The sequence below is a fragment of the Nesterenkonia sandarakina genome, assembly GCF_013410215.1.
GTDB classification, from domain to species: domain Bacteria; phylum Actinomycetota; class Actinomycetes; order Actinomycetales; family Micrococcaceae; genus Nesterenkonia; species Nesterenkonia sandarakina.
The window spans coordinates 917,727-939,718 of record NZ_JACCFQ010000001.1 but is presented as its reverse complement, the minus strand read 5'-3'; the positions used below and the strand labels follow the sequence as shown (position 1 = coordinate 939,718).

The following is a 21,992-nucleotide window of genomic DNA, read 5'->3' as shown; positions in this document are numbered from 1 at the left end:
GCCCACCAGCTGCCCGCACTCCGGTGCGGGAGTCCGCGGCGGCGCCGAGGGAGAATCGAAGGGAAGCGCAATGGCGGTACGCCTGGCAGATGTTGCCGACGCGGCGGGGGTCTCGCAGTCCACCGCCTCCCGCGTGCTCAACGGCTCGGCGCGCAGCCCCAAGCCCGAGATCGCGGCCCGGGTGCGGGATGCGGCCGAGCGCCTGGGCTACTTTCCCAACGCACAGGCGCAGGCCCTGGCCCGCTCGAGCGCAGGCCTGATGGGACTGGTGGTCCATGACATCGCTGACCCCTACTTCTCATCCATCGCCCGCGGCGCCCAGCGCGCGCTGGCGGGCTCGGGAATCCAGCTGATGCTGGCCTCCACCGAGCGTGGGGCCGAGGCTGAGGTTGACGCGGTGCGTACCTTCATGTCATATCGGACTGATGCGATTCTTCTTGCAGGGACTCGAGGCCTCTCCGATGACGCGCTGCTGGACCAGGTGCTGCGGATCTACCGAGCCAATGGCGGTCGCGTGGCGATGATCGGGCAGCCGCTGCCCAATGCAGGGGGAGTCCAGATCGCCAACGAGTCCGGGGCGGCTGATCTCGCCGAGGCGCTGCTGCGGCAGGGTCATCGTCGTTTCGCGGTCCTCTCCGGAGAATCCACACTCTCGACCTCCGCGCAGCGCGCCGCGGGATTCCTGGGCAAGCTCCGCGCCTCGGGCGTTGCCCCCGAAGTGGTGATGGAAGGCGCATTCACACGCGACGGCGGGTATCTGATGATGTCTGAGCTCATCGACTCCGGCGTCCTGCAGGCCGATCCGGGCCGCCCGCTGTGCGTGTTCTGCGTCAACGACGTGATGGCGCTCGGTGCGCTCGCGGCAGTGCGTGCTGCCGGGCTCGCAGTGCCCGAGGACATCGCCCTCGCTGGCTTCGATGACATCCCCACCTTGGCGGACCAGCACCCCACGATCACCACGGTGCGGCTGCCGCTTGAGGAGATCGGCCGGATGAGCGCCGAGATGCTGCTCGCCGACGGGGATATGGATCGCCGTCTGGTGGTCGAGGGCGCGCCGGTGCTGCGCGACTCCACCCGGCTGCGCTGATCCGCCAGACCCGGGTAAGCCTTTTCCTTGTGATCCGGCTCACGTAGCATCGGGCTCAGCTCGCGGATCACGGGAGCAGCTGCGAGGTGCCCGACGGGGGGGCGCCTGATGAGCGGAGGTGCAGGCCCATGGGGCACAGACGAACAGCAGGGCATCACAGGAGGGGATCGCGCGGCTTGCTGCCACGCGCCGTGGCGGGATTGAGCGCCGTCGCTCTCCTGCTCGCCGGATGTGGATCCGGGGAGGGGGGCTCCGAGGACGGAGAGGCCACGCTGAGCTTCATCTGGTGGGGCTCCGAGGCCCGGCACCAGAACACTCAGGAGATCATCGACGCATTCGAGGATGAGCACCCGGACATCACCATCGAGCCCACCTACCGGGAATGGGACGGCTACTGGGACTCCCTGGCCACCCAGACGGCCGGCAACGATGCCCCCGACATCATCCAGATGGACGAGCTCTACCTTCGCGAATACGCAGACCGCGGGGCCCTGCTGGACCTGAGCGAGGTTGATGTCTCCCAGTTCGAGGAGACCGTGGTGGACAGCGGGCGCACCGAGGGGGGCCTCTATGGGGTCACCATCGGGATCAACGCGTTCACCATGCTCGCGAACCCGAACCTCTTCGAGGAGGCCGGGGTGGAGCTGCCCGATGACACCACCTGGACGTGGGAGGACTACAGCGAAATCTCGCAGGAGCTCGGCGAGAACCTCGACGATGCGTGGGGCTCGGGCAACTTCGACGAGACCGGCGGCTTCCAGACCTGGGTGCGTCAGCACGGCGGGCATCTCAGCAGCGAGGAGGGGCAGCTGGGCTTCGGTGTGGAGGATGCGCAGAGCTACTTCGAGTTCTTCCTGGAGCTGATGAACTCCGGCGCCATCCCGCCGGCCTCTGCCATGTCGGAGGATCAGGCGGTGAGCCCGGACCAGTCCATGACCACCACCGGTGAGGTGGCCATGCGCCCCTGGTGGTCGAACCAGTCAGTGGCGATCTCGGAGTCTGCCGGGGTGGACCTCGAGCTGCTGCGCTTCCCCAGCCCCTCCGGTGAGCCCGGGGCCGCAGAGCCTTGGTACAAGTCCTCGATGTTCCTCTCCGCCAGCGCGGGCACAGAACATCCGGAGCAGGCCCAGGAGTTCATCGACTTCTTCGTGAACTCGGAGGAGGCCGTTCAGATTGACCGCGCCGAGCGGGGCATCCCGCCGAACGCCGAGATGCGCGAATTGATCTCGGCCGAGCTCGAGGGCCCGCAGCTGGCGGTGGCGGAGTACATCGACTCCATCGAGGGCGAACTCGGAGAGTCCGAACCGGTGCCAGCGATGGGTGGTTCCACCTTCCCCGATATCCTCTACCGCTACCACGATGAGGTGCTCTTCCAGCGCATGAGCCCGGCCGATGCGGCAGAGGCCATGTATTCCGAGATGGAGTCCCAGGTGCAGTAGCCCAGGCGGCTCCGCTGCAGGCCTGCGGGCCCTTTCTTCGGTCTTGCCCATCGAGTGTGCAATCTGTGCAGGAAATTCGGCCATCAGGACGGAGAAGCCTGCACAGATTGCACATTGGACGTGTCGGCAGGCAGGAGTCTGCCGAGGCGGCGGGACGCGGACATGGAGCGAGTCGGTGCCCGCGTGCGGATATGGCAGGATCATCTCGAGCAGTGGGGAGAGGAGCCGCGGGGTGAGCGGGGCGAAGCGCAGGGGTGCCAGGCGGCCTTCGATGATCGACGTCGCCAAGCACGCCGGTGTCTCCCACCAGAGCGTCTCCCGGGTGCTCAACGCCCCGGAGACCGTCCACCCGGACACCCGGGGGCGGATCGAGCGCTCCATGGCCACCCTGGGCTACCGGCGCAACAGCCAGGCCCGGGCGCTGAAGACCCAGAGCACCGGCCTGATCGGCGTGGTCAGCCAGGGTGACACCGACTTCGGTCCCACCCGGATGACCTGGGCGATCGAGAATGCCGCCCGGCAGCGCGGCTACGCCACCGCGCTCAGCGTGGTCCGGGATCAGCGTGCCGAGACCGTGGAGTCCACACTGGACTTCTTCCTCAGTCACGGCATCGAGGGGATCGTGGTGATCACCCCGGTCCCGGCCCTGGCCGAGGCGGCCAAGCAGCTCTCCGCCCGGGTGCCGCTGGTGCTGGTCACCTCCGGGCTCTGGCCGGCCGGAAACATGAACGTGGCCGGGATCGATCAGGAGCTCGGGGCGCGCCGGGCCACCCAGCACCTGATCGACCGCGGCCACCGAGCCATCGCTCACATCGCGGGACCGATGGACTGGTTCGATGCCCGCGGCCGGGTGGTCGGGTGGCGCCAGGCGCTCGCCGTCGCCGATCTCAGTGCGCCGCGGATGATCCGCGCCTCCGGCTGGACCGCCGAAGCCGGCTACGACGCCGCCCAGCAGCTCTTCACCGGGCAGCCGCTGCCGGACGCCATCTTCGCCTCGAACGACTTCATCGCCCTGGGCCTGATTCGGGCGCTCTCCGAGCGCGGGCTCTCGGTGCCCGGAGACATCTCGGTGGTCGGGTTCGACGATGTGGATGCCGCCGGGTACTTCTCCCCTCCGCTGACCACGGTGCGTCAGCCCTTCGAAGAAGCCGGCCGCGCCGCCCTGGAGCTGCTGCTCGACGTCAGCGACGGGCTGACCCACGTGCCGAACTTCATCTCCCCGGAGCTGGTCGAGCGCGGCTCCACCGACTTCCACGACTGAAAAGAAATTCTCTACAGGTCTTGACGCGGCTGACGATGTTAACGTTAACATTGCTGAGACGCAGATCACGTGACTCAAGTCACGATCTCGATCACGTTCACGGGCAGTTTTCGGTCACCGCCGGCCCGGAGTCAGTTTCAGTTCGAGGAAGAACGGTGTTCAATGTCTGCTGCGGATGCAGTCGTCATCGGTGTTGACTACGGCACGCTCTCCGGTCGGGCCCTGGTGGTCCGGGTCAGTGACGGAGCGGAGCTGGGCTCTGCCGTCCACGAATACGCCCACGGGGTCATGGACGAGGCGCTCACCGCCCACCGCGGAGAGCCGCTGCCCCCAGAGTGGGCGCTGCAGGTTCCTGGCGACTACGTCGATGTGCTCAAGATCGCCGTGCCGGCGGCCCTGCGTGAGGCCGGCGTCGACCCCGGCCAGGTCATCGGCATCGCCACCGACTTCACCGCATGCACCATGGTGCCGACCACGACCGAGGGCACTCCGCTCAGCGAGCTGAAGGAGTACGCCGATCGGCCCCATGCCTACGTCAAGCTCTGGAAGCACCACGCGGCCCAAGCTCAGGCCGACCGGATCAACGAACTCGCCCATTCCCGCGCGGAATCCTGGATCGGACGCTACGGCGGGTTCATCTCCTCGGAATGGGAGTTCGCCAAGGGACTCCAGGTCCTCGAGGAGGACCCGGAGATCTACGCCGTGATGGATCACTGGGTGGAGGCCGCCGACTGGATCGTCTGGCAGCTGACCGGAGAATACGTGCGCAACGCCTGCACTGCGGGCTATAAGGGGATCTACCAGGACGGCAGCTACCCGGACCCGGACTTCCTGCGTGCGCTGAACCCCGGGTTCGCCGGGTTCGTCGCCGAGAAGCTCGATCATCGGATCGGTCAGCTGGGGGAGCGCGCCGGGGGCCTCAGCGCCGCGGCGGCCGTATGGACCGGGCTGCCCGAGGGCATCGCCGTGGCCGTGGGCAACGTGGACGCCCACGTCACCGCACCCGCCGCTGACGCGGTGGCACCGGGACAGATGGTCGCGATCATGGGCACCTCCACCTGTCATGTGATGAACGGGGACCGGCTGGCGGAGGTGCCGGGCATGTGCGGCGCCGTCCACGGTGGGATCACTGCCGGGCTGTGGGGCTATGAGGCCGGACAGTCCGGAGTCGGGGACATCTTCGCCTGGTATGTGGAGCACCAGGTTCCGGGACGGGTCAGCACCGAGGCCGAGCGCCGCGGGCTCAGCGTCCATGAGCTGCTCACCGAGAAGGCCGCCGCCCAACCGGTCGGGGCGCACGGGCTGGTGGCCCTGGACTGGCACTCCGGGAACCGATCGGTGCTGGTGGACCACGAGCTCTCCGGCCTGCTGCTCGGGGTGACCCTGGCCACCAGGCCCGAGGACGTGTACCGCGCCCTGCTGGAGTCCACGGCCTTCGGCACGCGCACCATCATCGAGGCCTTCAACAGCTCCGGGGTCCCGGTGACCGAGCTGGTCGTCGCCGGCGGGCTGCTGCGCAATCCGTTCCTGATGCAGCTCTACGCCGATATCACCGGGCTGCCGATCTCCACCATCATCTCCACGCAGGGACCCGCGCTGGGCTCGGCCATCCACGCCGCGGTCGCCGCCGGGGCCTACCCGGACGCCTCCACCGCCGGGTCGGTCATGGGCGGACGCCGGAAGAACGCCTACACCCCGCAGCCTGAGGCGGCGGCGGCCTACGACGAGCTCTACGCGGAATACCGGGGATTGCACGATCACTTCGGGCGCGGCGGAGACGACGTCATGCGCCGGCTCAAGGCCATCCGGCGTCGCGCCCATCAGCAGGAGGTCAGCGCATGAATGCCCTGCATCTGAAAGATCTCTCGGCCTCCGCCCAGGAGGCCATCGCCGCGTCGCGGGAGACCGTGGCCGCACTGCACGCGGAGCTCCCGCGCAATGACCTGGTGGCCTGGACCGCGGGCAACGTCTCGGCGCGGGTCGAGCTTGCTGATCACGATCAGGTCGGCCCCGACGGGCTCTCCGCGGTGTTCGTGATCAAGCCCTCCGGGGTCAGCTACGACGAGCTGAACGCGTCGAACATGGTGGTCTGCACCCTGGACGGGGTCAAGATCGACGACGACACCTCCATCGGGCTCTCCCCCTCCTCCGACACCGCCGCGCATGCCTACGTCTACCGGCACATGTCCCACGTCGGTGGCGTGGTCCACACCCATTCCTCCTACGCGACCTCCTGGGCGGCCCGGGGCGAATCGATCCCGTGCGTGCTGACCATGATGGCCGACGAGTTCGGCGGAGACATCCCCATCGGACCCTTCGCGCTGATCGGGGATGACTCCATCGGCCGCGGGATCGTGCAGACCCTGCAGGCCTCCCGTTCCAAGGCGGTGCTGATGGACCGGCACGGGCCCTTCACCATCGGAGCCGACGCCAAAGAGGCGGTGAAGGCCGCGGTGCTCTGCGAGGAGGTCGCGCGCACGGTGCATTTCGCCCGCGCCTACGGGAATCCCGAGCGGATCGCGCAGCACCAGATCGACGCGCTCTACGCGCGGTATCAGAACGTCTATGGACAGAAGGACAACACATGAGCGCCAGCGGCATGAGCCCCGCAGTTGAGACTCCCGGCACCTCCGACTCGGCGCCGCTGACCTCCTCGTTCGCTGCTCCCTTCGCGGGCAAGACCCTCTGGTTCCTCACCGGATCCCAGGGGCTCTACGGTCCAGAGACCCTGGACCAGGTCGCCGAGCAGTCCCGTCAGGTCAGCGACGCACTCGACGCCGCCGGTGAGATCTCGGTGCAGATCCTGTGGAAGCCGGTGCTCACCGAACGTGACGCGATCAAGCAGGCCGCGCTGGCCGCGAACGCCGATGAGAACTGCCTCGGGGTGATCGTGTGGATGCATACCTTCTCCCCGGCGAAGATGTGGATCGCCGGGCTCGAGGCGCTGGCGAAGCCGCTGCTGCACTTCCACACCCAGGCGAACATGGCGCTGCCCTGGGCCGAGATCGACATGGACTTCATGAACCTGAACCAGGCCGCCCATGGGGACCGGGAGTTCGGCTACATCGCCACCCGCACCGGAATGCGACGGAAGACCGTGGTCGGACACAGCAGCGACCCTCGGGTGCAGGCGGAGGTGGGCGCCTGGGCGCGCGCCGCCGCCGGGTGGAACGCGTTGGCGAACATGCGGGTGTGCCGGTTCGGGGACAATATGCGCAACGTCGCCGTCACCGAGGGGGACAAGACCGAGGCCGAGATCCGGCTGGGCACCTCGATCAACACCTGGGCGGTCAACGACCTGGTGGAACGGGTCGAGGCGGTCACCGAGGAGCAGGTCCAGGCGCTGCTGGCCGAATACGACGCGCACTACGAGGTCGCCGCCGAACTGAGGGAAGGTGGCGCCCGCAGGGAGTCCCTGGCCTACGCGGCCCGGCAGGAGGCCGGGATGCGCTCCTTCCTTGAAGAGGGCGGGTTCTCCGCCTTCACCACCAACTTCGAGGACCTGGGTGGACTGCGCCAGCTCCCCGGCCTGGCGGTGCAGCGGCTGATGGAATCCGGCTACGGCTTCGGCGCGGAGGGCGATTGGAAGACCGCCCTGTTGGTCCGCGCCGCGAAGGTCATGGGCCACGGCCTGCCCGGTGGTGCCTCGCTGATGGAGGACTACACCTACGAGATGACTCCGGGGAAGGAGAAGATCCTCGGTGCGCACATGTTGGAGATCTGCCCCTCGCTGACCACCTCCACTCCGCGGATCGAGATCCACCCGCTGGGCATCGGGGACCGGGAGGACCCGGTCCGGATGGTCTTCGACACCGATCCCGGCGAGGGCGTCGTCGTCGCCATGTCTGATCTGCGCGAACGCTTCCGGCTCACCGCGAACCTGGTGGACCTGGTGGCCCCCGACGAGCCGCTGCCGAAGCTTCCGGTGGCCCGCGCGGTCTGGGAGCCGCGCCCTGACTTCGCGACCTCGGCTGCGTGCTGGCTCACCGCCGGGGCCGCGCACCACACCGTGCTCTCCACCGCCGCGGGCCTCCAGGCTTTCGAGGACCTCGCCGAGATCGCCGGCATGGAGCTGGCGGTCATCGATGCGGGCACCACGGCCCGCGGCTTCGCGAAGGAGCTGCGCTTCAACGCCGCCTATCACCGACTTGCGCAGGGCCTCTGACCCGGCGCGTACAAGACCCACTCATTCGCACCACGTGCCTGCCGCACCGGCAGACATCACTTCTCAGGAGGAAAGCATCATGCACAACCGATCAATGAAGATGTTGGGCGTCTCGGCGGTCCTGGTTCTGGGCCTCACCGCATGCTCCGGCGGAGGCGCTGGCAGCGACGGCGGCGATGACGCCGGCGGCGGCGACGCCGCACCGGAGGACATGACCGTCGGCGTAGCGATGCCGACTCAGACCTACGAGCGCTGGGTCAACGACGGCGCCTCCGTGGAGGAAGGCCTGGAGGAGCTCGGCTACACCGCTGACCTGCAGTTCGCCAATGACGACATCCCCACCCAGCAGCAGCAGATCGACCAGATGATCACCCAGGAGGTCGACGCGCTGATCATCGCCTCGATCGACGGCTCCTCGCTGACCAGTCAGCTCGACGCCGCCGACGCGGCCGACATCCCGGTGATCTCCTACGACCGGCTGCTGACCAACAGCGAGAACGTCGACTTCTACGTCACCTTCGACAACTTCGCGGTGGGCCAGAACCAGGCCAACGCGCTGCTCTACGGTCTGGGTGTGCTCGATGAGGACTTCGAGCCCGCCGAGGACGCCCCGGAGGAGACGCTGAACGTGGAGCTCTTCGCCGGGTCACTCGATGACAACAACGCCCGGTTCTTCTGGGACGGCGCCATGGACGTGCTTGAGCCCTATATCGAGGACGAGACCATCGCGGTGCCCTCGGGTCAGACCACCATCGAGCAGGCCGCCACCCAGCGCTGGGAGCAGGAGACGGCTCAGGAACGCATGGAGAACCTGCTCACCAGCACCTACAGCGGCGGCGAAGAGCTCCACGGCGTCCTGGCGCCGGCGGATCCGCTCTCCCGCGGCATCATCCAGGCGCTGCGCAGCGACGGTTTGGGCGACACCATCGAAGACGGACTGCCGATCGTGACCGGTCAGGACGCCGAGATCGCCTCGGTCTCGCTGATCGCCGACGGGGTGCAGCACTCCACCATCTTCAAGGACACCCGACTGCTCGCCGAGCAGGCCGTCAACGCCGCAGACACCTTCCTCAGCGGGGAGGAGCCCGAGGCCAACGACACCGAGAGCTACGACAACGGCTCCGCGGTCATCCCCTCCTACCTGCTGCCGGTGGAGATGATCCTGCAGGACAACTACGAGGAGATCCTGGTGGACTCCGAGTACTACACCGAGGAACAGGTCGAGTCCGGCCAGCTCTGATCTCATCCGATTATCTGAGCTGAGCATCGCTCACCGGCTCCAGGGCGGGCCCGGGTCTGCACCCGGGCCCGCCCTGAGGCAGAGGTCCTAAGGAGGGCCCATGAACGAGAACATCCTCGAGATGCGCTCCATCACCAAGAAGTTTCCTGGGGTGGTGGCGCTGGACGACGTGAACCTTCAGGTGCGTCGGGGGGAGATCCACGCGGTCTGCGGCGAGAACGGGGCCGGGAAGTCCACGCTGATGAAGGTGCTCTCCGGGCTCTACCCGGCGGGCACCTACGAGGGCGAGATCCACTTCGAGGGCGAGCAGGTGAGCTTCTCCTCGATCAACGACTCCGAGGCCCTGGGCATCGTGATCATCCACCAGGAGCTGGCCCTGGTGCCGCACCTCTCGGTGGCGGAGAACATCTTTCTGGGCAACGAGAAGGCCACGGCAGGGATCATCAACTGGCACGAGGTCAACTCCGAGGCGGTGCGGCTGATGGAGAAGGTCGGCCTGGCCGAGAACCCGGTCACCCCGGTGGGTCACCTCGGAGTGGGCAAGCAGCAGCTCGTGGAGATCGCCAAGGCGCTGAGCAAGAACGTGAGGCTGCTGATCCTCGACGAGCCCACGGCCGCGCTGAACGACGACGACTCCGCTCACCTGCTCGGGCTGATCCGGGATCTGCGCGATGAGGGCGTCACCTGCATCATCATCTCGCACAAGCTCGGCGAGATCGCGGCCGTGGCCGACTCCACCACGGTGATCCGAGACGGCGGCACGGTGGAGACCATCGACATGGCCGAGGCCACCCGCAACGGGGAGGACCTCACCCGTCGGATCATCCGGGGCATGGTCGGCCGGGACATGGAGAACATGTACCCGGAGCGCGATGTGACCTTGGGCGAGGAGGTGTTCCGGGTTGAGGACTGGCACGTCACCCACCCCACCCAGCGGGATCGCAAGGTCGTCGAAGGGGCTTCGCTGAACGTGCGCGCCGGGGAGGTGGTCGGCATCGCGGGACTCATGGGCGCCGGCAGGACCGAGCTGGCGATGAGCGTGTTCGGGAAGTCCTACGGACGCGACATCAGCGGCACGGTGTACATGCACAAGAAGCCCGTGAAGATCGAAACCGTGGCCGATGCCATCAAGGCGGGCATCGCCTATGTCAGCGAGGATCGCAAGCGCTACGGGCTGAACCTGATCGACGACATCCGGCGCAACGTCACCGCCGCCGCCCTCAAGCGGGTCGCACCGCGCGGCTGGATCAACGGCAACGAGGAGATCGCGGTGGCTGAGCGCTACCGCAGCTCGATGAACATCAAGGCACCGACGGTCCTCTCCGTCATGGGCAAGCTCTCCGGAGGCAACCAGCAGAAGGTGGTGCTGAGCAAGTGGCTCTACACCGAGCCCGAGCTGCTCATCCTGGATGAGCCCACCCGCGGCATCGACGTCGGCGCGAAGTACGAGATCTATTCAATCATCAACAAGCTGGCTGCCTCGGGGAAGGCGATCATCGTCATCTCCTCCGAGCTGCCCGAGGTGCTCGGCATGTGCGACCGCGTCTACGCGCTCTCCGCCGGGCGGATCACCGGGCAGCTCCCCGTGGAAGAGGCCACCCAGGAGCGCCTCATGGAGCTTATGACTATGGAGAGGGACTGAGGCATGACCGGTACATCAAATCTCTTGGAGCTCATGACGCGGAATCTGCGTCAGAGCGGCATCTACATCGCCTTCGTGTTCATCGTGCTGCTCTTCACGGTGCTCACCGGCGGCACGCTGCTCAGCCCCGGAAACATCACCAACCTGGTGCTGCAGTACTCCTACATCCTGATCCTCGCCATCGGCATGGTGATGATCATCGTCGCCGGTCACATCGACCTCTCGGTGGGCTCCGTGGTGGCACTGACCGGCGCGGTGGCCGCCGTCGTGGTGATCCGGGAAGGGATGCCCTGGTGGGTCGGGATCATCGCCGCGCTCATCACCGGTGTCCTGGTGGGCATCTGGCAGGGCTTCTGGGTGGCGATCGTGGGGATCCCAGCGTTCATCGTCACCCTGGCCGGGATGCTGATCTTCCGCGGACTGGCCATGCAGGTGCTGGACAACGTCTCACTCTCCCCGTTCCCCAACGAGTACCGGCAGATCGCCGGCGGCTTCCTCAACGGACTGCTCGGCGGCCCCGGCTATGACGTCTTCACCCTGCTGATCTTCGCCCTGGCCGCGGCCGGCTTCGGTGTCCAGCAGTGGCGGGTGCGGATGCGCAAGCTCGAGTACAAGCAGCCGGTGGAGGCGCTGTGGCTCTTCGCGATCCGGGTGCTCGCAGTGGCGGCCGTGATCATGGCCTTCGGGTGGCAGCTGGCCAACGCCCGCGGCATGCCCATCGTGCTGATCCTGCTCGCCGCGCTGGTGCTGATCTACGGATTCGTCACCCAACGCACCGTCTTCGGGCGGCACATCTACGCCATGGGCGGCAACCTCGATGCCGCGAAGCTCTCCGGGGTGAAGACCAAGCGGGTGAACTTCCTGCTCTTCGTCAACATGGGTGTGCTGGCGGCCATCGCCGGGATCGTCTATTCGGCACGGTCGAACTCCGCCCAGCCGGCGGCGGGCAACATGTTCGAGCTCGACGCCATCGCGGCCGCCTTCATCGGCGGCGCGGCGGTCACCGGCGGTGTGGGCAAGGTCCAGGGCGCGATCATCGGCGGCCTGATCATGGCGGTGATGTCCAACGGCATGCAGATCCTGGGCATCGACCAGTCCACCCAGAACGTGGTGCGCGGCGTGGTCCTGGTGCTCGCCGTGGCCTTCGACGTCTGGAGCAAGAAACGGTCCTCCGTGAGCGCCTGATCCTGCTGCCGCTGTAGTCGCGGCAGGCAGTGCTCGCGCAGCACCGGCTCAGCGCAGGGGCCGTCCTCGATCATCAGCTCGGGGGCGGCCCCTTTCCGTGCCATCCAGGTGCTTTGATGCGCTAATGGCATCACTCCATGGCTATGAAGCATCCGTTGAATCGATTTATTGCTTGTGTCTCAGATCACAAGTAGCGTGTTGGGCAGAGATTCAGTTGTTCTCCATGTTCTCTAATTAAATCGATTTAAAAGACTTGCCCATCAACGATGAGGGATCACATGAACTTCAAGACTTTCAGCAAACTCACCGCCGCCACCAGCATCGGCGTCCTGGCGCTGACCGCATGCGGCGGAGGCGGTCAGGCGGAGGGCACCGAAGAAGACCCCGTCGAGCTGCGCTTCGCCTGGTGGGGCTCCGAGGACCGCAACGCCAGCACCCAGGAGATCATCGACGCCTTCGAGGCGGAGAACCCCGGCATCACCGTGGAGGGCAGCTTCAACGACTGGACCGGATACCAGGACCAGCTGGCCACCCAGGTGGCCTCCGGCGACGGCCCGGACATCGTCCAGCTCGACGACGAGTTCATCAGCGAATACGCGGACCGCGGCTCACTGCTCGAGCTCACCGAGGTCGACACCTCCGCCATGGATCCCGCCGTGGTCGAAGGCGGCCAGGCCGACGGCACCCAGTACGCCATTCCCACCGGAGTCAACGCTCTGGTGATGCTGGCCAATCCGCAGCTCTTTGACGAGGCCGGCGTGGAGATCCCGGACGACACCACCTGGACCTGGGATGACTACATGGAGATCAGCGAGACCATCCATGAAGAGACCGGCGCCTATGGCACCAACAAGCCGATTCCACAGACCATGATGGTGTGGCTGCGCCAGCAGGATAAGTCCATGTTCACCGAGGACGGCGGCATCGGCTTCACCGAGGAGGACGCCGAGGAGTACTTCACCCTGCTGGTGGACATGATGGATTCCAACGCTCTGGCCAGCGCCTCAGAGCTGGTCGAAGAAGAGGCCGCGACCCTGGAGGCGGCCATGATCGGTACGAACCGGGCCGCCATGGGCATGTCCTGGACCAACCAGCTCCCGGTGATGTCCGAGGCCTCCGGCAACGAGCTGATCCCGCTGCGCTTCCCAAGCGAGACCGGCAGCGCGGAGGACAACGGCCTGTGGTTCAAGAACACCATGCTGGTCGCCGCCACCGCCTCCACGGACTACCCGGAGGAGGCACAGCAGTTCATCGATTTCATGGTCAACTCCGAAGAGGCCGGGCAGGCCAACCTGATGGACCGTGGACTGCCCTCGAACCAGGAGGTGCGTGAGAGCGTGATCGAGCAGGTCGAAGGACAGGACCTCGTCGCCGCTGAGTTCGTGGCCGACCTCGAGGGCGAGATCACCGATTCCGAGGTCCTGCCGCCGGTGGGCTTCACCGGCATCTCCGCCGCGCTGACCAATCGCCAGCAGGACGTCTACTTCGAGCGGATGACCCCGGCCGAGGCCGCAGAGTCCTTCGTCACCGAGGTCGAGGGCATCCTCGAAGGCAACGAGTGATCCCGTGGGCGCCTTCCGAAGCAGCCATCGTCTGAGATCCACCGTGGCGGCGGCAGCCGCGGCCGCCGCCCTCCTCTCCGGTTGTTCCGGTGGGGGCGACGGCGGCGGAGAAGCCGGGGACGGTGAGGACGTCACGCTGCGCTTCGCGTTCTGGGGCTCCGATACCCGGGTCCGCAATACCGAGGAGATCATCGCAGCCTTCAATGAAGACCATCCCGAGATCAACGTCGAGGTTGCCTACAGCGACTGGGACAACTTCTGGGACCAGCTGAACACTCAGATCGCTGGAGGTGACCCACCGGACATCTTCCAGATGGATGCCCCATACCTGCGCGAATACGGAGAGCGGGGCGCCCTGATGGACCTCTCCGAGGTCGACTTGAGCGCGATCCCCGACGAGATCGTGGAGTCCGGGACCATCGACGGCGAGTATTACGGGCTCGCCTCGGGGGTCAACGCCGTGGCGATCGTGGCGAACCCGGCAGTCTTCGAAGAGGCCGGGGTCCGCATGCCGGATGACTCGACGTGGACCTGGGACGACTACGCCGAAATTGCGCAGGAGATCAGCGGGAGCCTCGACGGGGTCTATGGCGCAGCGGGGCCGGCGGAGCCGCAGCTGGTGCAGGCGTTCATGCGCCAGCACGATCTCTTCGTCACGAACGAGGACGGCGAGCTCGGCTTCGAGGAAGCAGACCTGGGCGAATACTTCGGCTGGTTGAAAGAGCTGGCTGATTCCGGGGTGTTCCCCGAGGCGCAGGTGATGGTCGAAGAAGAGTCGACCACGCAGGATCAGTCCCTGGAAGCGACAGGTCAGGCCGCCATGGCCTTGACCTGGACGAATCTGCTCGGTGCGCTGACCGATGCAGGCGGCGAGGAGCTCACGCTGCTTCGCCTGCCCAGCCAGACAGGCTCCGTCGACGAGGCTGCCCAGTGGTACAACACCGGTATGGTCTCCGCGTCCGGGCAGACTGAGCATCCGGAGGAGGTGGTGACCTTCCTGGACTTCTTCGTCAACGATGAGCGGTCCGCGGTGATCAACATGACCGACCGTGGGCTCTCGGCCAACACCGAGATCCGGGATGGGCTGCTAGAGGAGATGGATGAGGCCAACCAGGAGGCGGCCGAGTTCATCACCGAGATGGAGACGCAGCTCGGGCCGCCCGAGCCGGTGCCCGCGACTGGATTCGGGCAGATCGGTGAAATCTTGACTCGCTTCGAGCACGAGATGTTCTTCGACCGCATGACTGCGGACGAGGCGGCAGCGGGGGCCTATGCCGAACTGGAACGCACGATTGGAGACTGACCCCAGCATGATGACCGAGGTTCAACGCCTGCACGCTGGATTTCTCGCGCCAGATCCGGCCGCCCGTCCAATGATGCGGTGGTGGTGGTTCGGCCCCGACGTCGTGCGAGAGGACCTGCTGCGCGACCTCGACGACATGGCCGCCGCCGGGATTGGAGGGGTGGAATGTTCCTTCGTGTATCCGATGGGGGCTGAGAGCGACTCCTTCGGCTCGCCCAGCTTTCTGGAGAATCTGGGCTTCGCCGCCGCGGCAGCCGTGGATCGGGGGCTGCGCTTCGACCTCACACTGGGGTCCGGCTGGCCCTACGGCGGGCCGCACATCGATGAGACCACCGCCTCCCGCCGGCTGCACTGGGAGCGCGAAGAGGTGCTCATGACTGCACAGCGCCTCCGAATCCCGCAGACCTGGCCCAGCGACGAGTTCATCGCCGGCTATATCGGAGAGGGCACCCGATGGGAGACCCCGGACTCCTATATCCAGCTCGAGGTGGAGGACGGGGAGCTGATCATCCCCGCGGGCCGCGGTCCGCGGGTGATCCTGCTGGCCATCAGCCGGCTCAGCGGCCAGACGCTGAAACGCGCCTCCAAGGGCGCCGAGGGCTGGGTGCTCGATCACATGAACCCTGCCGCCGCACGGTCGCACATCGCCGCCGTGGCCGAGCCGCTGGTCGCCGCCGCAGGCGTCGAGCGGATCGGCACGGTCTTCTGCGACAGCCTCGAGGTCTTCAACGCCGACTACAGCGCCTCAGTCCCGGCAGAGTTCGCAGCCCGCCGCGGCTATGACCCGTTGCCCCTGCTCTGGCAGCTCACACTGACCGACGGGACCGGTGCAGCGTTCCAGGCGGATTATCACCGCACCCTCACCGAACTCGTGGAGGCCAACTTCATCCAGGTCTTCGGCGGGTGGGCGCGCTCGAGGGGGTTGGAGTTCCGCATCCAGTGCTACGGGCAGCCCCCGGTCACGATCAGCTCCTATCGCCACGCCGACGCCTTCGAGGGCGAAGGCTGGGGCTGGGACGCGATCACCGCCTGCCGCTGGGCCAGCTCCGCCGGACAGCTCTACGGCAAAACCGTCGTCTCCTCCGAGACCTGGACCTGGAACCACTCCCCGTCCTTCCGCTCCACCCCGCTGGATCTGCTCGGAGAGGCCCAGGATCACCTGTTGATGGGCATCAACCAGTTCGTCGGCCATGGCTGGCCCACATCACCGCGCCCACAGCCGGACACCGCTGGGGAGGCCGCAGAGCTCGGTCGGGTCTTCTACGCCTCCGCCGCGCTGGATTCACGCAACGCCTGGTGGGACGTGGCGCCAGAGCTGTGGAAGACGCTGCACCGGCTCTGTTGGCTGATGCGCCAGGGGCGCCGGCTCTCCCAGGTCGGCATCTACCTTCCCGCACGGGACATCTCCACGGGATTCACCGCCGCAGACCGGGTTGACCTCTATAAGGAGTCCCGGCTGCACATCGGTGATGAGCTGCCCCATGCCATTCGCACCGCCGGCCTGGACTTCGACCTCTTCGACGACGACGCCCTCGCCGTCCTCGATCCCGCGACCTTCCCCCTGGTGGTGCTGCCTCACGCCCGCGACCTCCCCGGGCCCACCCGCGACTGGCTGCACCGGGTGGAACAGTCCGGGGGAGTGGTGCTTGACCTCGGTGGCACCGCCGACCTCGGCACCGTGGTGAGAGACCCCGCCGTCGTCCCGGAGCAGATGCCTGGTTCTGTGCAGGTCCCGGTTTGGATCCATTCGGTCCCGAGCGGCAAGGACGGCGTGCAGCTCGGCAATGAAGCAGTGGCCGTGACCACCCGCGACGTGGGAGGCATCCGGGTCCACTTCGTGGCCAACACCGGTTCGGAGACCGCGGAATTCAGCTTGGACCTGCAAGGTTCGGACCTGCAAGGTGCGCAGCTCGGAGCCGAGCCTGGGAATCAGGTCCTGGAACGATGGGATCCCGCTTCCGCAGAGGTCTCCGAGATTCGCCGCATTTACAGAAGCGCCCGACTCTCGCTGGAGGCCTACGAATCCACCGTGCTGATCACCCACGGAGACCTGAGCAGATTGCCGTCAGCGGGCGCGTCCGAGATCCCCGAACCCGACCACCGCGCGGTGGAGCGGACGCAGAGCATCGAGGGCTGGCTGGTGCGCTTCGAGGATCAGGCCCAGTCCTGTCCCGTCGAGCTTCCTCACCAGTGGGAACAGGACCCGGAGCGGCGCCTGTTCTCGGGAACCGCCACCTACTCCGCGGAGCTGACGATTCCGGCTCTCGCGCAGCGCGTGACCCTGGACCTGGGTCCGGCGCTCGCCCATGAGTTAGAGGATCCCGAGGGTGCGGGGCTCATGGAGGCGTCCTTCAGCGCGAAGGTGCTGCCGCCGGTCGGGACGATCGCCAGGGTGGTCCTTGACGGCGTCCACCGGGGTTTCCTGTGGAAGACGCCCTACCGTCTGGATCTCACTGATTGGGTCAGCCCTGGGCAGACCCACCAGCTTCAGCTGGTCGTCTCCACCGTGACCAGCCACCGGCTCGCCGCCGACTCCGGCATCCCACGTCTGGTCGCAGAGTCTCAGCAGGCCTACGGCACCCGTTTCGGCATCCAGACTCTGGACCTTGCGCTCGCCGATGTCGCCTCTGGTCTTCTCGGGAAACCCAGCTTGCGCATCACTTGACGTGAAGTGATACATCCGCAGTATCACTGCATGTCGAAGCGGTCACGGAGAAGCGCTGACCTGCGTTGACGTGTCTTGCGTCACAGCCATACAGTCAGGGCAACCGCTATCCCAATGAGCTGATCCAGCACGGACCGTCAACGAGGGCTGGCGCCACATTCGCACCGTTTCACTCAATGAAGAGGACACCATGACGCACTCCTACCGATTCACCAAACTCGCAGCAGCCTCCGTCATCGGTGCCCTGGCACTGACCTCATGCGGTGGCGACGCCGGTGGCGAGGAGGGTGGCGGCGGCGACGGTGGTGAGGTCAACCTCCGCTTCAGCTGGTGGGGCTCCGACGCCCGCCACCAGGCCACCGAGGCGGCCATCGACGTCTTCAACGAGACTCACGAGGGCATCACCGTCGAGGGCGAGTATGGGGAATGGGGCGGATACTGGGATCAGCTGGCCACCCAGACCGCAGGCAACAACGCGCCCGACATCATCCAGATGGACGACAAGTACCTGCGTGAATACGCCGACCGCGGCAGCCTGCTCGAGCTCTCCGACGTGGACACCTCCGAGTTCGACGAGGGCGCCGTGGACAACGGGCGCACCGAGGACGGGCTCTTCGGCATCACCACCGGCATCAACTCCCTGGCCCTGGTGACCAACCCGGATGTCATTGCGGAAGCCGGCCTGGAGATGCCCGATGACACCAGCTGGACCTGGGAGGACTTCGCCGAGATGACCGCTGCGATCAGCGAGAGCGGTGACGGGGTCTACGGCACGAACAACCCCAACGAGCCGGGCTCCTTCCAGGTCTGGCTGCGGCAGCAGGGCACGAACTTCACCACTGAAGAGGGCGGCCTGGGATTCGATGAGGCTCAGGCCACCGAGTACTTCCAGTACCACCTGGATCTGGTGAACAACGGAATGGCTTCGCCCTCAGAGCTCTCCGAGAATCAGGGCGCCGGCCCGGACCAGTCCATGATGGGCACTGGGACCGCCGCCATGGCCTCCTGGTGGACCAACCAGCTCGGCGGGCTCTCCGATGCCTCCGGAGCTGATCTCGAACTGCTGCGCTTCCCCACCGAGAGCGGCGATCCGATGGAATCGGGCATGTGGTACAAGTCTTCGATGCTGATGTCCGCCTCGGCAGGCACCGATCACCCCGAAGAGGTCAAGACCTTCATCGACTGGTTTGTGAACTCCGAGGAAGCCGCAGACTTCAACGGCTTCGACCGCGGGCTGCCGGCAAACGCCTCCATCCGTGACTACGTCCTCGAGGATGCCGGTGAGGCCGATCAGAAGACTGCGGACTTCATCCTGGACATCGAATCCGAGGTTGAGGCGCAGTCCGTCGAACCGGTTCCGGCTCTGGGCTTCTCCGCCCTGCAGGAGATCCTCTACCGCTACGAGTCTGAGGTCTTCTTCGAGAACATGACCCCTGAAGAGGCCGCTGAGTCCATGATCCCAGAGATGGAGAGCGCACTGGGCTGATCCGCAAGGAACCAGGGTTCCCGCCCACTCGACGATGAGCTGCGGGGATGACCGGACCGGTCATCCCCGCAGCTCTGTGACATGAATCTCGCGTCCTGTGCCGGGAGATTGGGCTCGTCTGCAAGGATGATCACGTGAAAACAACTCCAACAGGTCAGTCATCGGTGATTCTCAGCGCCTGGGCGCCCGTGGAGGAGCGGCGGCTCGTCCTGGGCGAGGGCGCACGCTTCCTGGAGACCGGCATCCGCCCGGTCCCGGACACGGAGCAGCCGGGCGCCGCGCAGCATCCCTTCGTGCTGGTCGACATCCTCGAGGGCTGCCTGTACTCCACCTCGGCCGAGCCCGGTTCCGGACTGACCCTGCAGGGCAGCCTGACCGAACCGCTCGGCGCGGTGGCACCGGTGCGTCAGCACAGCTCCGCCCCGGAGGGTCAGTGGGTGGCCGCGCGGGGTGCGGGCCTGGCGCTGCTGGAGCGCTCCTCCAGCGGCGAGCTGCAGGTGCTGGAGTCCCTGGGCGAGCCGGCGGCCGGGCGCTCCGCGGTGCCGCTGCGGATGAACGACGCCGTGGCCGACCCGCACGGCAGGTTCTGGGCCGGAGCCATGGCCTATGACGGCGATGCCGGGCAGGGCTTCCTGCTCCGCCTGGACCCCGACGGGTCGATCCACATCGTGCTCGAGGACCTGGCCATCCCCAACGGACCGGCGTTCAGCGCCGACGGCGCCACCATGTACCTCTCCGACACCCCCACCGGATGGATCCGGCGCCACCGGGTGGACATCGCCACCGGCGCACTCGACGCCGGGGAGGACTTCATCCACATCAGCGAGGGCGGCCCCGACGGGATGACCGTCGACGCCGAGGACTGCCTGTGGTCCGCGGTCTGGGGAGCCTCCTGCCTGCACCGCTACTCACCCGCCGGGGAGCTCCTCGAACGGATCGAGGTGCCGGTGCGCCAGCCCACCTCCATCGCGCTCAGCGCCGCACCGCCCTACCGGGTGATGGTCACCTCCGCCACCCAGCACCTCGATGAGCCCACCGACCATGACGGTCGGGTGATCACCGCCGAGGTCAGCGTCGCGGGGCGCCCCGCGGTGAGCTACCGTCCCGGGCCCGAGCAGGAGCCCCAGTCCAACTGGGCCGGGAACCTCACCTACTCCAGCACCCGGCTGAAGCGCCCGCGCTCGATCGATGAGCTCACCCAGCTGGTCGCCGAGTCGGATCAGGTCAAGGCGTTGGGCAGTCGGCACAGCTTCAGCTCCGTGGCGGACACCACCGGCACCCTGATCACGCTGACCGAGATGCCGCGGGTCTTCACCCTCGACGCCGAGGCGCGCACCGTCACCTTCGACGCGGCCACCCGCTACGGGGACCTTGCGGCGGCGCTGCAGGCCGAGGGCTGGGCGCTGCCGAACATGGCCTCGCTGCCACACATCACCGTGGCAGGGTCGGTGGCCACCGGCACCCACGGCTCCGGGAACGCGAACCCGCCGCTGGCCTCCTCGGTGCGCAGCCTGGAGATGGCCCTCGCCGACGGCAGCCTGCGCACCTTCCGTCGCGGCGAGGCAGACTTCGACGGCGCGGTGGTCAGCCTGGGGGCCCTCGGGATCGTCACCACGCTGACCCTCGACGTGATCCCCAGCTTCCAGGTCCGCCAGGACATCTACGAAGGCGTCAGCTGGGAAGGCGTGCTGGAGAACTTCGAGGAGCTCACCGGTGCGGCCTACAGCGTCAGCCTCTTCACCCGCTGGGCTGATGAAGACTTCGGGCTGGTCTGGATGAAGTCCACCCAGGAGCCCCCAGCCGAGGTGCTCGGTGTGAGCGCTCGCCGGGAGGACATCGGCCTCGCCGGAGGCCCGCCCGAGTTCGCCACCGAACAAGGCGGACGGTGGGGCAGCTGGGACCAGCGCCTGCCGCACTTCCGGCTGGACTTCACCCCCAGCAACGGCGACGAGCTGCAGAGCGAGTATCTGCTTCCCCGCGAGAACGCGGTGGAGGGTCTGCGCCGGATGCGTGCGCTCGCCGCGGAGATCGAGCCGCTGCTGCTGATCAGCGAGATCCGCACCATGGCGGCCGACGAACAGTGGCTCAGCGGGGCCTCCGGGCGGGAGACCGTCGGGTTCCACTTCACCTGGCTCCAGCGTGAGGCGGAGGTCGCCGCGCTGCTGCCCCGGCTCGAGGAGCAGCTGCTCCCGCTCGGGGCCCGGCCGCACTGGGGCAAGCGATTCGCCACCACCGAGATCGCCAGCCTCTACCCCCGGCTGGGTGACTTCACCCGTTTGGCGAAGGAGCTGGATCCGAAGGGCACGTTCCGCAACACTTTCTTGGATGAGATGCTCTTCGGCTCGGAGCCGCGCGACTAGTCACCCCCGGCCGGAGCGCCTCGGCGCTGGAGAGCGAGATGCACATGTGGTTCGACACCTGGTCCGACCTCGGCCGAGTGCTGTGGGTGGGCATGGCGGCCTACGCGGTGCTGATCCTGGTGATTCGGCTCTCCGGGAAGCGGACGCTGAGTCAGCTCAACGCGTTCGACTTCATCGTCACAGTGGCTCTCGGTTCGGTGCTGGCCACCATCCTGCTCAGCAGCGACGTCTCCTGGTCCGAGGGTGCGTTGGCGCTGGTGCTGCTTGCGGGGCTCCAGTTCGTCCTGGCGTGGATCTCTGCGCGAGCACCGAAGTTCCGCACGCTCGTCACGGCGCGGCCCGCAGTGGTGTTCTGGCACGGGGAGATGCAGCAGGAGCAGCTGCGTCGGAACAGGCTCTCCGCCTCGGAGGTGCACCAGGCCATCCGCAGCAGCGGAGCCGGAGATCTGAGCAGCATCGCTGCCGTGGTGCTCGAGACCAACGGCACGCTCAGCGTGATCTCCACGCAGAACATCGGTGACAGCTCAGCCCTGGACGATCTGGCCTGATCCTTCAGCAGGCTGGTCGCGTGTCTGAAGAGGCATCATCGAATTAGTT

The 21,992-nt window shown here is 66.9% G+C and carries 15 protein-coding genes; all 15 read left to right on the top strand.

Features of this window, described 5'->3' with window-relative positions:
- Nucleotides 1-70: 70 nt before the first annotated feature.
- The 15 genes from HNR11_RS04450 to HNR11_RS04380 all read left to right on the top strand — a co-directional run bounded on the left by HNR11_RS04450 (nt 71) and on the right by HNR11_RS04380 (nt 21,943).
- Complete coding sequence (locus HNR11_RS04450) at nt 71-1,087, top strand: LacI family DNA-binding transcriptional regulator (RefSeq protein ID WP_179441302.1); 1,017 nt, start codon at nt 71-73, stop codon at nt 1,085-1,087.
- A 176-nt stretch (nt 1,088-1,263) separates the two neighbouring features.
- Nucleotides 1,264-2,526: an ABC transporter substrate-binding protein gene (locus tag HNR11_RS04445; protein WP_246310316.1), complete on the top strand. Its 1,263-nt coding sequence runs from the start codon at nt 1,264-1,266 to the stop codon at nt 2,524-2,526.
- Between the two features lie 232 nt (nt 2,527-2,758).
- Complete coding sequence (locus tag HNR11_RS04440; RefSeq protein ID WP_179441300.1) at nt 2,759-3,787, top strand: substrate-binding domain-containing protein; 1,029 nt, start codon at nt 2,759-2,761, stop codon at nt 3,785-3,787.
- A gap of 162 nt (nt 3,788-3,949) precedes the next feature.
- Nucleotides 3,950-5,629 carry a ribulokinase gene (gene araB, locus HNR11_RS04435; protein ID WP_179441299.1) on the top strand — a complete coding sequence of 560 codons (1,680 nt, stop codon included), beginning with the start codon at nt 3,950-3,952 and terminating at the stop codon, nt 5,627-5,629.
- Nucleotides 5,626-6,375 carry an L-ribulose-5-phosphate 4-epimerase gene (locus tag HNR11_RS04430; protein WP_179441298.1) on the top strand — a complete coding sequence of 250 codons (750 nt, stop codon included), beginning with the start codon at nt 5,626-5,628 and terminating at the stop codon, nt 6,373-6,375. The genes araB and HNR11_RS04430 overlap by 4 nt, the downstream gene beginning before the upstream one ends.
- Nucleotides 6,376-6,386: 11 nt before the next feature.
- Entirely contained in the window at nt 6,387-7,952 is a 1,566-nt protein-coding gene (gene araA / locus HNR11_RS04425) for an L-arabinose isomerase (RefSeq protein WP_179442853.1), read from the top strand.
- A 79-nt stretch (nt 7,953-8,031) separates the two neighbouring features.
- Nucleotides 8,032-9,192: a multiple monosaccharide ABC transporter substrate-binding protein gene (gene chvE / locus HNR11_RS04420; protein WP_058887863.1), complete on the top strand. Its 1,161-nt coding sequence runs from the start codon at nt 8,032-8,034 to the stop codon at nt 9,190-9,192.
- A gap of 100 nt (nt 9,193-9,292) precedes the next feature.
- Nucleotides 9,293-10,834 carry a multiple monosaccharide ABC transporter ATP-binding protein gene (gene mmsA, locus HNR11_RS04415; RefSeq protein WP_058887862.1) on the top strand — a complete coding sequence of 514 codons (1,542 nt, stop codon included), beginning with the start codon at nt 9,293-9,295 and terminating at the stop codon, nt 10,832-10,834.
- A 3-nt stretch (nt 10,835-10,837) separates the two neighbouring features.
- Entirely contained in the window at nt 10,838-12,019 is a 1,182-nt protein-coding gene (mmsB, locus tag HNR11_RS04410) for a multiple monosaccharide ABC transporter permease (RefSeq protein ID WP_179441297.1), read from the top strand.
- Nucleotides 12,020-12,297: 278 nt separating this feature from the next.
- Entirely contained in the window at nt 12,298-13,581 is a 1,284-nt protein-coding gene (locus tag HNR11_RS04405; RefSeq protein ID WP_179441296.1) for an ABC transporter substrate-binding protein, read from the top strand.
- A gap of 4 nt (nt 13,582-13,585) precedes the next feature.
- Nucleotides 13,586-14,884, top strand: a complete 1,299-nt coding sequence (locus tag HNR11_RS04400) for an extracellular solute-binding protein (RefSeq protein ID WP_179441295.1) — start codon at nt 13,586-13,588, stop codon at nt 14,882-14,884.
- 7 nt (nt 14,885-14,891) lie between these two features.
- Nucleotides 14,892-17,549, top strand: a complete 2,658-nt coding sequence (locus tag HNR11_RS04395; protein ID WP_179441294.1) for a glycosyl hydrolase — start codon at nt 14,892-14,894, stop codon at nt 17,547-17,549.
- A 190-nt stretch (nt 17,550-17,739) separates the two neighbouring features.
- Nucleotides 17,740-19,035, top strand: coding sequence for an ABC transporter substrate-binding protein (locus HNR11_RS04390; protein WP_179441293.1), 1,296 nt, complete (start codon nt 17,740-17,742; stop codon nt 19,033-19,035).
- Nucleotides 19,036-19,169: 134 nt separating this feature from the next.
- Complete coding sequence (locus HNR11_RS14235; protein ID WP_179441292.1) at nt 19,170-21,395, top strand: SMP-30/gluconolactonase/LRE family protein; 2,226 nt, start codon at nt 19,170-19,172, stop codon at nt 21,393-21,395.
- Nucleotides 21,396-21,433: 38 nt separating this feature from the next.
- Nucleotides 21,434-21,943, top strand: coding sequence for a DUF421 domain-containing protein (locus HNR11_RS04380; RefSeq protein WP_246310315.1), 510 nt, complete (start codon nt 21,434-21,436; stop codon nt 21,941-21,943).
- The last annotated feature ends 49 nt before the right edge of the window (nt 21,944-21,992 follow it).

What these genes read in the sequence shown, in the direction of transcription:
- HNR11_RS04380 (WP_246310315.1), top strand. Translation starts at nt 21,434, where the DNA reads ATGCACATGTGGTTCGACACCTGGTCCGACCTCGGCCGAGTGCTGTGG.
- HNR11_RS04405 (WP_179441296.1), top strand. Translation starts at nt 12,298, where the DNA reads ATGAACTTCAAGACTTTCAGCAAACTCACCGCCGCCACCAGCATCGGC.
- araA (WP_179442853.1), top strand. Translation starts at nt 6,387, where the DNA reads ATGAGCCCCGCAGTTGAGACTCCCGGCACCTCCGACTCGGCGCCGCTG.
- HNR11_RS04450 (WP_179441302.1), top strand. Translation starts at nt 71, where the DNA reads ATGGCGGTACGCCTGGCAGATGTTGCCGACGCGGCGGGGGTCTCGCAG.
- chvE (WP_058887863.1), top strand. Translation starts at nt 8,032, where the DNA reads ATGCACAACCGATCAATGAAGATGTTGGGCGTCTCGGCGGTCCTGGTT.
- araB (WP_179441299.1), top strand. Translation starts at nt 3,950, where the DNA reads ATGTCTGCTGCGGATGCAGTCGTCATCGGTGTTGACTACGGCACGCTC.
- mmsA (WP_058887862.1), top strand. Translation starts at nt 9,293, where the DNA reads ATGAACGAGAACATCCTCGAGATGCGCTCCATCACCAAGAAGTTTCCT.
- HNR11_RS04395 (WP_179441294.1), top strand. Translation starts at nt 14,892, where the DNA reads ATGATGACCGAGGTTCAACGCCTGCACGCTGGATTTCTCGCGCCAGAT.
- HNR11_RS04390 (WP_179441293.1), top strand. Translation starts at nt 17,740, where the DNA reads ATGACGCACTCCTACCGATTCACCAAACTCGCAGCAGCCTCCGTCATC.
- HNR11_RS04430 (WP_179441298.1), top strand. Translation starts at nt 5,626, where the DNA reads ATGAATGCCCTGCATCTGAAAGATCTCTCGGCCTCCGCCCAGGAGGCC.
- mmsB (WP_179441297.1), top strand. Translation starts at nt 10,838, where the DNA reads ATGACCGGTACATCAAATCTCTTGGAGCTCATGACGCGGAATCTGCGT.